Annotated in this window: 11 protein-coding genes and 1 pseudogene; 4 read left to right on the plus strand and 8 right to left on the minus strand. The window is 70.3% G+C overall.

The annotated features are described in order from the left end of the window. Positions 1 to 19: 19 nt before the first annotated feature. Entirely contained in the window at positions 20 to 1504 is a 1485-nt protein-coding gene (gene rfaE2, locus NI2_RS12055; protein ID WP_067489736.1) for a D-glycero-beta-D-manno-heptose 1-phosphate adenylyltransferase, read from the minus strand. Between the two features lie 137 nt (positions 1505 to 1641). Here rfaE2 and NI2_RS12060 point away from each other — a divergent pair, with 137 nt between their 5' ends. After that, complete coding sequence (locus NI2_RS12060; RefSeq protein ID WP_067489739.1) at positions 1642 to 2724, plus strand: NAD-dependent epimerase/dehydratase family protein; 1083 nt, start codon at positions 1642 to 1644, stop codon at positions 2722 to 2724. Positions 2725 to 2727: 3 nt separating this feature from the next. Here NI2_RS12060 and NI2_RS12065 read toward each other — a convergent pair. From NI2_RS12065 to NI2_RS12085, 5 genes and pseudogenes are all read right to left on the minus strand, one after another. Then, positions 2728 to 3897, minus strand: a pseudogene (locus tag NI2_RS12065) (zinc-dependent alcohol dehydrogenase). Next, positions 3897 to 4391: an SRPBCC family protein gene (locus tag NI2_RS12070; protein ID WP_067489741.1), complete on the minus strand. Its 495-nt coding sequence runs from the start codon at positions 4389 to 4391 to the stop codon at positions 3897 to 3899. The pseudogene NI2_RS12065 and the gene NI2_RS12070 overlap by 1 nt, the downstream one beginning before the upstream one ends. After that, positions 4388 to 4567: a hypothetical protein gene (locus NI2_RS12075; RefSeq protein ID WP_067489744.1), complete on the minus strand. Its 180-nt coding sequence runs from the start codon at positions 4565 to 4567 to the stop codon at positions 4388 to 4390. Before NI2_RS12075 ends, NI2_RS12070 begins: the two co-directional genes overlap by 4 nt. Before the next feature lie 18 nt (positions 4568 to 4585). After that, positions 4586 to 5626 (minus strand): Rv2629 family ribosome hibernation factor, encoded by a 1041-nt coding sequence (locus NI2_RS12080; protein WP_067489747.1) that lies wholly within the window; start codon positions 5624 to 5626, stop codon positions 4586 to 4588. A gap of 118 nt (positions 5627 to 5744) precedes the next feature. Next, positions 5745 to 6176, minus strand: a complete 432-nt coding sequence (locus tag NI2_RS12085; RefSeq protein ID WP_067489750.1) for a tautomerase family protein — start codon at positions 6174 to 6176, stop codon at positions 5745 to 5747. A 96-nt stretch (positions 6177 to 6272) separates the two neighbouring features. On the opposite strand from NI2_RS12085, the gene NI2_RS12090 reads away from it, so the two are divergent. Continuing rightward, positions 6273 to 6842, plus strand: coding sequence for a TetR/AcrR family transcriptional regulator (locus NI2_RS12090; RefSeq protein WP_084476369.1), 570 nt, complete (start codon positions 6273 to 6275; stop codon positions 6840 to 6842). 5 nt (positions 6843 to 6847) lie between these two features. Here NI2_RS12090 and NI2_RS12095 read toward each other — a convergent pair whose 3' ends face one another. Further along, the gene (locus NI2_RS12095; protein WP_067490345.1) at positions 6848 to 7597 is read right to left on the minus strand and encodes a uracil-DNA glycosylase; all 750 of its coding nucleotides are present in this window, start codon (positions 7595 to 7597) and stop codon (positions 6848 to 6850) included. Between the two features lie 85 nt (positions 7598 to 7682). On the opposite strand from NI2_RS12095, the gene NI2_RS12100 reads away from it, so the two are divergent. Both NI2_RS12100 and car read left to right on the plus strand, forming a co-directional pair. Further along, positions 7683 to 9215, plus strand: a complete 1533-nt coding sequence (locus NI2_RS12100) for a carboxylesterase/lipase family protein (protein ID WP_067489753.1) — start codon at positions 7683 to 7685, stop codon at positions 9213 to 9215. Further along, the gene (car, locus tag NI2_RS12105) at positions 9212 to 12634 is read left to right on the plus strand and encodes a carboxylic acid reductase (RefSeq protein WP_067489756.1); all 3423 of its coding nucleotides are present in this window, start codon (positions 9212 to 9214) and stop codon (positions 12632 to 12634) included. The genes NI2_RS12100 and car overlap by 4 nt, the downstream gene beginning before the upstream one ends. Here car and NI2_RS12110 read toward each other — a convergent pair. Then, on the minus strand, positions 12595 to 13527 hold the full coding sequence (locus NI2_RS12110; RefSeq protein WP_243750006.1) for an oxygenase MpaB family protein: 933 nt from the start codon (positions 13525 to 13527) through the stop codon (positions 12595 to 12597). The genes car and NI2_RS12110 overlap by 40 nt on opposite strands. Positions 13528 to 13588 lie beyond the last annotated feature (61 nt).

A 13588-nucleotide genomic window follows, 5' to 3' on the forward strand; every position in this document is an offset into this window, starting at 1 on the left:
GGATCCGTACCGGTATCGCTCATCGTTCTCCCACGCGGCCGCGGATGCGGTCGATCATCGTCGTTGTGGAGTGGTCGGCGAGGTAGTTCAGGACCCGGACCTGCCCGCCGTATCCGGTGACGACCGGGGTCTCGGGCAGCATGTCCGGGCTGTAGTCGCCGCCTTTGACATACAACTGGGGCTCGGTGGCGCGCAGCAGCTCGGCGGGGGTGTCCTCGTCGAAGACGGTCACATGGTCCACACAGCTCAGGGCGGCCAGCACCGCGCACCGGTCGCCCGCGGTGTTCACGGGCCGCTCGGGGCCCTTGAGGCGGCGCACACTGCTGTCGGAGTTCACGGCGACCACCAGGATGTCGCCGAGGCTCTTGGCCTCGTTGAGGCAGGCGATGTGACCGGCGTGCAGCACGTCGAAGCAGCCGTTGGTGAACACCACCCGTGCGCCCTCGGCGCGCTCGCGGCGCACGGTCGCGATGAACTGGTCGCGCGAGAGGACCCCGGAGCCCTCGCCGCCGAGGCGGGCACGCAGATCGGGACACCGGCACACCGCGGTACCCGGGCTGCGCAACACCACATCGGCAGCCGCCTGGGCGAATTCGACCGCGCCGGTCAGCGGCATCGCGTCGAGCACGGCGGCGGTGAGGGCGGCGACGAAGGTGTCACCGGCACCGGCCGACCGGTTCTCCGGCACCGCCACCGCCCAGGTCCGGTGCGCGGGCTTGCCGTCCACGAGCAGGACGGTGCCGTCCTTGTCGAGGGTGACCACCACCGCGGCCGCTCCGGTGCGGGCCATCAGTTCGTCGCGGTGGTCGATGAACAGTTGCGCGTGATCGGTGTGCGCCGTCGTGTCGAGCAGGGCCGCGGCCTCCTCGGCGTTGGGTGTCACCAGGTCGGGCCGCAGCGCCTGCCAGCGGGCCGGTGCGTGCGCGTCGAGCACCAGCAGCGGGAGGCTGTCGCGGCGCGCGCACAGGGCGTCGCGGATCGTGTCGTCGAGGGTGGCGCCGTAATCGCAGATCAGCAGCGCGTCGGCAGCGGCGAGGGCGGTGTCGAGTGCGTCGAGCAGGGCGGTGGTGTCGGGGGGAACCGGGGCACAGTCCTCGTCGTAGCGCAGCAGGATCTGCTCGTCGGCCATCACCCGTACCTTCACCTCGGTGTGCCGGGCCGGATCGGCGACCACGGTGTCGGTTCCCACTCCGGCGCGGCGCAACGCGTCGCGAAGGTCGTGGCCGGCGTCGTCGTCACCTACCGTGGCGACCATCTGCACCTGCGCGCCGAGCGCGGCGAGGTTGACCGCTGTATTCGCCGCCGCCCCAGGCACTTTCGCGGTCTCGGCGACATCGACCACCGGCACCGGGCCCTCCCGGCACAGACGGTGGCAGCGTCCCCATTTCCACACGTCGAGCACGGCATCACCCAGGACGACGACACGCGGGCGGCGCGCGGCGACGTGATCGACGGATTCGGGGCCTGGTCCGCGAAAGCCTGGATCGGTCTGGTCGAACGGCATGGGCGTCCTCCCTCGGGCGGTGGTCGTCGTCGAAGCGATTCCACCTGCGCGGCGGGTCAAACAGATCCGGGCGGATCGGTGTCGGCGGCACCGGCGCGGGTATGGCGAGGATGCGAACCGAGCCGAGGAGGTGTGCGATGCGTGTGGTCGTGACGGGAGCGACAGGCAATGTCGGCACGGCGGTGGTCGACGCACTGACCACCACACCGTCGGTGACGTCGGTGCTGGGAGTGGCGCGGCGCAAACCCGACCGTGGGCTCGCCGGGGTCGACTGGGTCGGCGCCGACGTGCGCGACGCCGATCTGGTCTCGTTGTTCCGTGGCGCGGACGCGGTGGTGCACCTGGCCTGGGTGTTCCAGCCGACGCACCGACCGCTCGACACCTGGCACACCAATGTCGACGGCACCGAACGGGTGCTGGCCGCTGTCACCGAAGCGGAGGTGCCCGCACTGATCTACGCGTCCTCGGTCGGAGCGTACGCACCGCGCGAGGACGACCAACCCGTCACCGAGAGCTGGCCGACCGAAGGCTGGCCGGCCGCCGCCTATATGGCCGAAAAGTCCTATGTGGAGCGGCTTCTCGACATCTTCGAACGCGACAACCCCGACATCCGGGTGGTGCGGATGCGTCCGGCGTTCACCTTCCAGTACGACTCGGCCAGCGAACAACGCCGCCTGTTCGCCGGACCGCTGCTGCCCAACCGGTTGATCCGGCCCGGGGTGCTGCCCGTGCTGCCGTATCCGTGGGGAATGCGGTTCCAGGCGTTGCACAGCAGCGATGTGGGACGCGCCTACGCGCTGGCGGTGACGAAACAGGTGCGCGGTGCGTTCAATCTGGCCGCCGACGACGTCATCGACCGCGACGCCATCACCCGCATCCTGCGCACCAGGACGTTTCCCGTCCCGCCCCGCGCGGTGAAAGCCGCGCTCACGGTGGGCTGGTGGTTGCGGCTGGTCCCGGCCACTCCGGAACTGTTCGACGCGATGATGCATCTACCGCTGCTCGACACCACCCGCGCCCGCACCGAACTCGGCTGGACACCGAGGATCAGCGCCGCCGACGCACTCACCGAGGTGCTGCACGGATTCGGCGACGGCGCCGGTGGTGACACCCCACCGCTGGCCGCCGACGCCGGTGGCACGTTGCGCTACCGCGAATTCGCCTCCGGCGTCGGCGGACACGACCCGGTCGACCAGCTCACCCGCCACGCCCACCGCTGAACGTCACGGCCGGAAGACCGCGCGCACGCAATCGCTCTTGTCGTCCTTGAAGATGTCGTAGCCGGCCACCGCGTCCGACAGCGGCAGATCATGGGTGATCAGATACGACGGGTCGAGCTGACCGCTGGAGATGAACTCGAACATGCGTGAGACGTCGCGCTGCCCGGACTGCTGGGCGGTGCGCAGGGTCAGCCCCTTGTTGGTGAGCACACCCATCGGGAATTTGTCGGTCACGCCGTAGACCCCGAGCACCGACACCACGCCGGTCTTGCGGCACGACATGATCGCCTCGCGCAACGCGGCGGCCCGGTCGGTTTCCAGTCGCAGCAACTATTTGGCCCGGTCGTAGAGGTGCTGCACGCCGGTGCCGTGCGCTTCCATTCCGACCGCGTCGATGCAGGCGTCGGGCCCGCGCCCGCCGGTCATCTCGCGCAGGGTCGCTGGGACGCTGTCGGCACTGGTGTAGTCGATGGTGTCGGCGCCCGCGTGCCGGCGCGCCAGCTCGAGGCGTTCGGGGACGCGGTCGATCACGATCACCCGGCCCGCGCCGAGCAGGCGGCTGGTGTGGGCGGCCATCAATCCGACGCCGCCGCTGCCCCAGACCGCGACGGTGTCGCCGGGGGAGATGTCGCAGAAGTCGGCGCCCATCAGCCCGGTCGGCAGCGCGTCGGAACAGAACAGGGCCTGCTCGTCGGTGATCGACTCCGGAATCGGGAAACAGTTCACACCACCGAAAGGCACCCGGATGTACTCGGCGTGCGAGCCCTGATAGCCGCCGAAGGGATGGGTGTAGCCGTAGATCCCGCCGGACGGGAAACCCAGGATCGGTTGTTGCACCGCGGCATTCGGGTTGGTGGTGTCTCAGGCCGAATACCGCTGCGCCCCGCAGTACCAGCACGCGCCACACCCGATGAACGACGGCACGACCACCCGGTCACCGACGGCGATCCGCTCCACCGCGCCGCCGACCTCGAGCACCTCACCCATGAATTCGTGCCCGATCACGTCACCTTCGCGCATACCGGGCAGGTAGCCGTCGATGAAATGCAGATCCGAACCGCAGGTGGTGCTCAACCGGACCGCGACGATCACATCGTGCGGGTTGACCAGGCGGGGATCGGGCACCGTCTCCACGGCCAGATCGTTCACGCCGTTCCAGCACAGTGCTCGCATCAGTCCTCCTGCTCGCGTCCGCTCGGATTGTGGGTCAGGGTCGGCGCCTCCCCGGTCTGCAGGATCGCGCGCGCCCGGTAGAGGGCGGTGAACGCGGCATGCCCGGTGAGCTGTTCGGGCAGCGGGCTGGTGACCCGGATCGTCACCTCCGTACCCAGGTCGCCCGGGGCATCGGCGAAGGTCAGCCGGATCTGGGACCGGCCGGCCGGGTCGCGGCCGCCGACGAAGCGGATCTCGCCGGGGGCGCGCACGGTGCGGCTCACCCACTGCGCGGCGGCGGCGGTGTTTTCGACGAACGACCACGTCAATCGGTCCGGGGCGGTCGATTCCACGTGGGCGATGCCGTCCAGCGCCGCGGACAGGTTCGCCGGATCGAGCCAGAACTGTTCGACGTCCGCGCGGGGGCGCGCGATCGTCACCGCGTGCACGCTGGCCCCCGCCGTTGGCGCGACCTTGTGCAGCAGGTGCCCGATCCGGTCCCCGACCCAGGTCACCGGTTTCGGGTGTCGGGGCGGATGCCGGTTTCGGGGTCGTCGTCGGCGGGTGGCTCGGGGTCGTGCCACTCCTCGGCCCGGCTCGACCGGTTGCCCTTGATGGTGCCGTCCAGCTCGTGCGCGAGTTCCTCGTCGTGGGCCGGACCGTGCTTGGTGTTGCCTCGTTCGATGACCATCGTGCCTCCTTGTGGATTTCAGCGGTGCCGGACCAGGGCGGCGACGCCGTCCTCGGACGGCACACCACCGGTGACGATGACCTCGGCACCGGTCAGGATCGCCGCGACGGGCAGTGCCTCGTCGGCCCGGCAGGACTGCCGTGGGGCGGTGCTGCCGGTCCAGCCGGCCGGGGCGTGCAGGTCGACGCTCACCTGTGCCCGGTCGGCGCCGACCAGCACGGTGCGGTCACCGAGCCGGTCCGGGTCGATGAGCAACCGGTCCACGCGCGCCATCCGCAACGCCTCGGCGGTCGCGTCGAGACCGGACACCGCCAGGCCTTCGGGGCGGGCGATCTCGGCGGCGACGGTGTCGAGGACCTCCTCGATGTCGTGGCGGGCCTGTTCGGCGACCACCCGGTGGACGGCGGCGTCGAGCTCACCCGGGTCGCCGCCCGCGGCGCGCGCTCCCGCCTCGACCTCGACCACCGTCGGCCCGTGTTCGGGCAGTGCGTGGTGCAGGGCGTTGCGGGCGCTGACCTCACCGGCGACCACGATCACCTCGGCATGCACCTGCTCGGCCTCGGCACGCACCTGCTCGGCGAGGTCGTCGATGGTCCGCCGGGTCGTTTCCTCGACGCGTTGCTGCATGGAACGGTGCGCCCATGCCCCGCCGCCGGTTTTGTGCACCGGATACGGGTCCTGGTCGACGCTGCGTTCGGTGACCGACCCGTTCTCGTCCACGACGGTCAGGTCGCAGCCGACCTTGTCGACCACGGCGACCACATGCGGGATCAGTTCCTCGTGGTGGCGCAGCAACGGCAGCAGATAGGGCAGCGGCGAGACCCGCACCACCTCCCGAGCCGGTGGTTCGGGCAGCAGCTCGTCGGCATGGACGGTGTGATCGTCGATGATCAACACCCGTCCGGCCCGCCCACGCCCGGGCGGACCCTCGGCGACGGCCCGGTCGAACAGCGCGATCATCTCCGCGCTCGCTCCCGCTTCCCGCAGGCGACCGCTGATGGACCGTCGTCGCAGCTCCAGTTGATGCGCGGCGTCCTCGGTGTCGTGTGAGGCATCCATATACACGACAGCGAAGGGCCCGCGCCTTTCCGCGATCTCTCGAATGCTGTTCACACCGCGCGCATACCCGGCCTTCCCCACCCGAACCACCCCGACCGGATTTCGTGGCGTGACCAGTTCAGGCCTGGTCGCGCTGCCCCTTCGCCAGGGCGGCGAGCTCCTGGAACTTCACGATGTGCCCGCCCGCGCCCCAGGTGCCCTCGGCCTGCTCGTGGACGATTACCCATACGCGCAGCGCGTCGGCCTCGGTGAGCCCGGCCGCGGCGAGGATCTGGTCGGTGACCTCGGTGACGAGTCCGGCCTTGCGGCGGTCCGACAGGCCACCCTCGGGGACGGTCACGTCGACGCGGAATCTCGGTCGATCGTCGCCGAGGGCGGCGAAAGCGCCCTCGGCGACCTCCTCGAAACGGCACCACGCCTGGGCGCGGAAGAACGCGGTGTCGGGTGCTCCTTCCCACGTCAGCAGGGCCGTGGGCAGTGAGGTCATGAGGCCGGCGCGGGCTTGTCCGGTCAGGGCGCCCGCGGGGGCGGTCAGGTGAATCATCGGCATGGTGCAACTCCTGGTTCGTCGGCCGACCGTGTCTATAACAGTCGTTATAAGTCGAGAAGGCTACTCTATGACGACTGCTATAGAAAGGAGGTCGAGGTGGCTGATTCCCCCGAATCGCGACAGAAGCTGGTGGCCGGTGCCGCCGATATGATCCGTCGCCGTGGCCTGCACGCCACCAGCGTGCGCGAACTGGCCAAGCACACCCAGGCGCCCCTCGGCTCCACCTACCACTACTTTCCCGGGGGGAAGAACCAGCTGGTCACCGAGGCGGTCACCTACGCCGGCGACCGCACCGCGGCCCTGCTCGCGCGCGAACTCGCCGACGGGCCGGCCGAAGGAGTGCGCGCTTTTCTCGGTCTCTGGCGAAAAATCTTGGTCGACACGGACTTCCGGGCCGGATGTCCGGTCCTGGCGGTGGCGGTCGAAGATCTGCCCGACGACGACAGTGCGCCACGCACCGCTGCGGCCGCCGCGTTCGCCCGGTGGACCGACCTGCTGAGCGGCGCCCTACAGGCACAGGGGGCCGAGCGGGCCGACGCCGACCGCACCGCGACTCTGGTCGTCGCCGCCGTGGAGGGAAGCGTGGCCATGTGCCGGGCCGAGCGCAGCACGCGGGCACTGGATCGCATCGGCGAACACCTCGAACAGGTGCTCGGCGCCGGCTGACCCGCTCAGGAGTCCGCGATCGCCTTGGCCTGCCGCAGCACCTCGCGCACCATGGCGGGGGTCAGCATTCCGGTGAAGGTGTTGCGCTGGCTGACGTGGTAGCAGCCGAGCACTGTCACCGTTCGCCCGTCCGGATGGGTGAGGACCACCTGGGCGCCGTGGCCGAAACGGGGGCGGGGGCGGGGGATGGTCCAGCCGCCTTCGGCGAGGACGGTGAACAGCGCCTGCCAGCCGAAGGCGCCGAGGACGACGATCACCTTCAAGGTGGTGGAGAGCAGTTCCATCTCCCGGCTCAGATACGGTGCGCAGCGCAGGGTTTCGTCGCGGGTGGGTTTGTTCTGTGGCGGTGCGCAGTGCACGGGAGCGGTGACGCGCAGGTCGATCAGTTCGATGCCGTCGTCGGCGCGGACCGGGTGCGAACCGGTCGACAGGCCGACCGCGTGCAGGGCCGCGAACAGGACATTGCCGCTCTCGTCGCCGGTGAACATGCGCCCGGTCCGGTTGCCGCCGTGCGCGGCCGGTGCCAGCCCGACCACCAGGATCCGGGCATCGGCGGGGCCGAAACCGGGCACCGGCCTGCCCCAGTAGTCCTCGTCGCGGAACGCGGCCCGTTTCTCCCGCGCCACCTGCTCGCGCCAGGCGACCAGACGGGGACAAGCCCGGCACGAGGACACCAGCGCATCGAGTTCGGCGAGGGTGCCCGCATTGCCCGCCGCGAGCGGCGCCTGCTCCGGGTCGCTCGGTTCGGCGGCCATCATCCCATCCTAGGTCGTGGGAATCCGGTAACCCGTCGTGCCGAACCACCCACGCGGTACCGGCGGTACCACGTACTGTGAAGGGATGATGCCCATCGAGATCGTGACCGCCGACGGAGTCGTGCGCGGTCGAGCGGGCCGCAGTGTCGTGCGCTGGCGCGCCCTACCGTACGCGGCCCCTCCTGTCGGCGACCTGCGCCTGCGCGCACCCCAGCCGGTGCGTCCCTGGACCGGCGTGCGCGCGGCCGACCGCTTCCGTTTCGCGGCGACCCAGCACCCCAGCGGTGCCCGAATCGGCCCGCGCACCTGGCAACCGGTGGGCGAGGACTGCCTCACCTTGAATGTCACCGCCCCGGCGGCATCGTCGGAAACACCGCGTCCGGTGATGGTCTTCATCCACGGCGGCGGATATGTCATCGGCACCTCGAGCATGTACTCCGGCGCCCGCCTCGCGGTCCGTGGCGACGTGATCGTGGTGTCGGTGAACTACCGGCTCGGCGGTCTCGGCTATGTCGACTTCAGCGGATTCTCCACGCCGGAGCGCCCTTTCGACGCGAACCTCGGACTCCGCGACCAGGTGGCCGCGCTGGAGTGGGTGCAGCGCAATATCGCCGCCTTCGGTGGTGACCCCGGCAATGTGACGATCTTCGGCGAATCGGCGGGCGCACACGCCGTGGTGAGCTTGATGGCCACCCCTGCCGCGCGCGGCCTGTTCCACCGCGCGATCGCCCAGAGCGCCCCCGCCGACTGGACGATGACCCGCGAGGACGCGCACCGTTTCGCCCGCCGCTGCCTCGAGCGACTGGGTGCCGACCCGGCCGACGCCGTCGCCGCCCTCACCACCACCTCGGCGAGCGCGCTGTGCCGGGCCACCGACCGCGCCCTCGGCCGGGCCATGCGCGAGGAACCCGGCAGCTTCGCCTACGCCCCCGTGGCCGACGGCGAGTTCCTGCCCGAGGCGCCGCTGGACGCGATCGTCGCGGGTCGCGCGCACCGGGTGCCGCTGATCGTCGGCACCAACCGCGACGAGGCGACCCTGTTCCAGCGTTTCGTGAAAGCGGTACCGCACACCGAGGACCAGCTCACCACGACCTTCGCCCGCTGCGAAGCCGGTGCCCTCGAACGTGTCGCCGCCTGCTACCCCGGCTACCCGAGCCCGGCGACCGCCGTCCGCATCGGCGGCGACTTCATGTTCCTGCGCCCCACCCTCGAGGTCCTCGAAGGACACAGCCCGCACGCGCCCACCTACGCCTACCGTTTCGACTTCGCCCCGCGCGCATTGCGATTGGCCGGTTTCGGTGCCACCCACGCCCTCGACCTGATCCCCGTCTTCGGCTGGGTGAACACCCCGGTCGGGCGCATGATGACCGCGGCGGGCGGGTACCGGGCGTTCCTCGCCGTCCAGCGCGCCATGCAGGACAACTGGCTCAGCTTCGCCCGCACCGGCAGCCCCCTGCCCGCCTGGCCCGCCTACACCGCCGACCATCGCGCCACCCAGATCTTCGACCACCCGACCCGCGTCCTCATCGATCCCGACCCGGCCATCCGCCGTGCGTGGCAAGGCGTACGCATCGCCGGTCCGACCGACGGGCAGACCAGGACGGAGAACGCCGGATGAGCCTCGACCAGGACACCGGCGCGCGGCGCCTCACCGCACTGCTCACCGAGGACCCCCAGGTCAGGGCCGCGCGCCCCGCGGACGAGGTGCACGCCACCGTCACCACACCCGGATTGCCGCTCGGTGAGATCGTCGAGGCGGCGATGACCGGGTACGCCGACCGGCCCGCGCTCGGGTTCCGGCGCACCGAACTCGTGCCCGACGCCGGGGGAGCGGTGCGGCGGATCGTCCCCGACTTCGAGACGATCACCTACCGCACACTGTGGGACCGGGCGCGGGCGGTGGCGGCGGCCTGGTACGCCGACGGGGTGCGCGCCGGGGACTTCGTGGCGATGCTCGGATTCACCGGGGTCGACTACACGGTGCTCGACCTGGCCGTGATCCACCTCGGCGCGGTGGCCGTGCCACTGCAGTCGGGCGCGAGTTCGACCCAGCTGCGTTCGATTCTCGGCGAGACCACACCGAAGATCCTCGCGGTCGACATCGCTTATCTCGGCACAGCTGTCGAGGTGATCTCCCCGGGTGCCACGACACTCGTGGTGTTCGACTACTTCGCCGACGACCACCGGCATCGCGAACTACTCGACGCAGCGCGCCACGACTTCCCCGGAATACGCACTCTCGCCGACACTGTCGAACAAGGACTGACCGCCGAACCCGCCCCCCGCGTGGAACCCGACGACGACGCGCTGGCCCTGCTGATCTACACCTCCGGCAGCACCGGAACACCCAAGGGCGCGATGTACACCCGCCGCCTCGTCGCCGCGGGGTGGCAGCCGGTGCGTCCGTACGCGGTCATCAACCTGAACTTCCTGCCGATGAGCCACATCGCGGCCAGGCTCACCCTCAACGCCGCCCTCGCCCGGGGCGGCACCGCCTACTTCACCGCCGCACCGGACACGTCGACACTCTTCGACGACATCGCCCTGGTGCGGCCCACCGAGATCTTCCTCGTCCCGCGCGTGTGCGAGATGATCCAGCAGCACTACCGCCGCACCCGCGAACACCACCCCGAACTCACCGACGACCAGGTGAAAACGTCACTGCGCGAACAACTCCTGGGTGGTCGCCTGCTGACGGTGTCGTGTGGCAGCGCCCCCATCGCACCGGAACTGCGCGCGTTCGTCGAATCGGTGCTCGAGCTGCGTCTGCACGACGGCTACGGGTCGACCGAGACCGGTGGTGGCGTCATCTTCGACACCCGGGTCATGCGCCCGCCGGTGCTGGACTACAAGCTCGTCGACGTCCCCGAACTCGGCTACTTCGGCACCGACAAGCCGTACCCGCGTGGCGAACTGCTGCTCAAGACCACCACCATGATCGCCGGTTACTACCGGCGCCCCGAGGTCACCGCCGAGGTGTTCGACGCCGACGGTTTCTGCCGCACCGGCGACATCGTCGCCGAACTCGCACCCGACCGGCTGACCTATGTCGACCGGCGCAACAACGTCATCAAGCTGTCGCAGGGTGAGTTCGTGACGGTCTCGCGCTTGGAAGCGGTGTTCGCCGGCGAGGAGCCGATCCATCAGATCTATGTCTACGGCAGCAGTGATCGCGCGTTCCTGCTCGCCGTCGTCGTCCCGGCCCGCCCGCTGCCCGCCGAACAGGCCCATGCCGCGATCAGCGACGCGCTGCATCGGGCCGCGGTGCGGGCACAACTGGAACCGTACGAGATCCCGCGCGCGTTCCTCGTCGAACCGGAACCGTTCACCGTCGACAACGGCCTGCTCTCGGGAGTGGGAAAGCTGTTGCGCCCCAAGCTGAAAGAGCGCTACGGGCAGCGCCTGGAACAGCTCTACGACGAGCTGGCCGAACGCCAGGACGACGAACTGCGCCTGCTACGTGCCGATGCCCCCGGCCTCGCCGTGTCCGAGGTCGTCGCCCGGGCCGCGGGCGCGATACTCGGCTGCGATCCCGCCGCCCTGCGCGCCGATACCCGATTCTCCGACCTGGGCGGTGATTCGCTCGCGGCGCTGTCGTATTCGACACTGCTGCGCGAACTCCTCGACGTCGACGTCCCCGTCAACGTCCTGCTCGGCCCCGACAGCACGCTGGCCGCCCTCACCGGATACATCACCGCGGGCCCCGCGACACTCGACGCCGAGGCGATCCACGGTCGCGGCGCCACCGAGATCCGGGCAGCGGACCTCACCCTGGACAAATTCCTCGACAGCGCCACCATCACCGCCGCCCCCGACCTGCCGAGGGCCGCGACGCCCGCGCGGACCGTGCTGCTCACCGGCGCCAACGGCTACCTCGGCCGATTCCTGCTGCTGGAACTGCTCGAACGCCTCGCCCCACTCGGCGGCACCGTGATCTGTGTGGTGCGCGGCGCCGACGCCGATTCGGCCCGCGCCCGCCTCGACGCGGCCTACGACAGCGACCCCACCCTGACCGAACACTTCCGGGCCCTCGCCCACCGCGCCCTCGAGGTACTGCCCGGCGACGTCGGCGCACCGGAACTCGGCCTGCCCCAGCAGGTATGGCCGCGGCTGGCCCGCGACGTGGATCTGATCGTGCACTCGGCGGCGTTGGTCAACCACATGCTGCCCTACCACCAGTTGTTCGGGCCCAACGTGGTCGGCACCGCCGAGATCATCCGGTTGGCCGCGACCACCACCCGCAAGCCGGTGAGCTACCTGTCGACGGTGGCCGTCGCCGCCCAAATCACCGACTTCACCGAAGACGGTGACGTGCGGACCATGAGCCCCGTGCGCCGCCTCGACACCGGCTACGCCAACGGTTACGGCAACAGCAAATGGGCCGGTGAGGTACTGCTGCGCGACGCCGCCGACCGGTTCGGGCTGGCTGTCGCGGTGTTCCGGTCGGACATGATCCTGGCCCACCGCCGCTACCGTGGTCAGCTCAACGTGCCCGACGTCTTCACCCGGTTGCTGCTCAGTGTGCTCGTCACCGGCCTGGCGCCGAAGTCGTTCTACCGCACCGACTCCGAGGGCAGGCGCCGTCGTGCGCACTACGACGGGCTGCCCGCCGACTTCGTCGCCGCCGCGATCACCGCACTGGCCCCGACCACCGGATACCGCACCTACGATGTCGTGAACCCCCACGACGACGGCATCTGCCTCGACGACTTCGTCGACTGGCTGATCGAGGCCGGTCACCACATCGACCGCATCGACGACTACGACGAATGGTTCGACCGCTTCAGCACCGCCCTGAGCGCCCTGCCCGAACCGCGACGCAAACACACCCTGCTGCCGTTGCTGCACGCCTACCGGCATCCGGCCCGCCCGCTGCCCGGCTCGGCACTGCCCGCCGACGGCTTCCGCGCCGCCGTGCGGGCCGCCGATATCGGTGGCGCCCCGGACATTCCCCAGCTGGGCCGCGACCTGATCGCCAAGTACGTGCGCGACCTGGCTCAGCTCGGACTGCTCGACACCGACTCGGTCTCGGCGTAGCCGACGGGCCGCAACGCCGGGTCGGGGGCGAACGAGGTGAGCCCGACCCGGCGGTACTTGCCGGCCAGCCGTTCGTAGCGGCGGCGGTTGCGAGCCATCGGTGAATCGGTGACGGTGGCGGGCAGCCGGTCGAACGCGGTCCGCAGCAGCGCGGTGAGTACCCGGAACTCGGTGTCGTGGCGGGCTGTCCAGGTGATCGGCATGCGGGCCCGCACCTGCGGGTGCATGATGCCGCACCCGAGCAGCATCACCACATGGCTCAGCACCGGCGAACCCACCCGCCACAGCGGACCGGTGATCGCGGGCAGGAAATCCGGGCGCGGCGCCCGGCGCACCGACGCGGTGGCCGCCTCGAGGGCCGGGGTCACCCGCAGTTCCTCGGCGGCCATCCGTTCGTAGTGGGCGACCAGTTCGCGGTAGTCCTCGATCGGGGCATTGCGGCCGCGCAGGTGCAGTCCGATTGTCTTGCGCCGGTAGTGATCCCAGACGGCCTGGTTCTGCGCGGCCGTCGGCTCGGTGCCGGTCAACGCGATATAGGCGCCGCGCTGAACGAAGAACGCCGAGTACAGAATCCAGTTCCAGGCCTGCGGCTCGAGCGCCGAATAGCGTTGCCCGTCGGGGCCGACGCCCTTGACCGCACGGTGCAGCAACATCAGGCGCTCGGCCTCGGCGGCCGCGTCGGCCTCGGTGCCGTGGTAGATGAGCTGGTCGGCGGCGGCGGTGCGCACCGCGCGCGCCCACGGCTCATACCTGGACCGCCCCGTCGCCTCGAGCGCCGCCGACACCGGCGGCAGCATCGGCTGGTCGAACAGCCCGACGGCGAACAGCCCGAACAGCACCGAACCGCCGACCCGCTCGAATCTTTCGACGGCAGCCGAAACATCGTGCGGCACACCATCGTCGGTAGAGGCTGGCTGATGAGACACGGGACAGGTCATCGGTGAACTCCTTTGT

Origin of the sequence: Nocardia ignorata NBRC 108230, from assembly GCF_001612905.1 — a bacterium.
Classification (GTDB): Bacteria; Actinomycetota; Actinomycetes; order Mycobacteriales; family Mycobacteriaceae; genus Nocardia; species Nocardia ignorata.

Coding starts and splice junctions, on each gene's coding strand:
- NI2_RS12100 (WP_067489753.1), top strand. CDS start 7,683: ATGATGCCCATCGAGATCGTGACCGCCGACGGAGTCGTGCGCGGTCGA.
- rfaE2 (WP_067489736.1), bottom strand. CDS start 1,504: ATGCCGTTCGACCAGACCGATCCAGGCTTTCGCGGACCAGGCCCCGAA.
- NI2_RS12075 (WP_067489744.1), bottom strand. CDS start 4,567: ATGGTCATCGAACGAGGCAACACCAAGCACGGTCCGGCCCACGACGAG.
- NI2_RS12060 (WP_067489739.1), top strand. CDS start 1,642: ATGCGTGTGGTCGTGACGGGAGCGACAGGCAATGTCGGCACGGCGGTG.
- car (WP_067489756.1), top strand. CDS start 9,212: ATGAGCCTCGACCAGGACACCGGCGCGCGGCGCCTCACCGCACTGCTC.
- NI2_RS12095 (WP_067490345.1), bottom strand. CDS start 7,597: ATGGCCGCCGAACCGAGCGACCCGGAGCAGGCGCCGCTCGCGGCGGGC.
- NI2_RS12085 (WP_067489750.1), bottom strand. CDS start 6,176: ATGCCGATGATTCACCTGACCGCCCCCGCGGGCGCCCTGACCGGACAA.
- NI2_RS12080 (WP_067489747.1), bottom strand. CDS start 5,626: ATGGATGCCTCACACGACACCGAGGACGCCGCGCATCAACTGGAGCTG.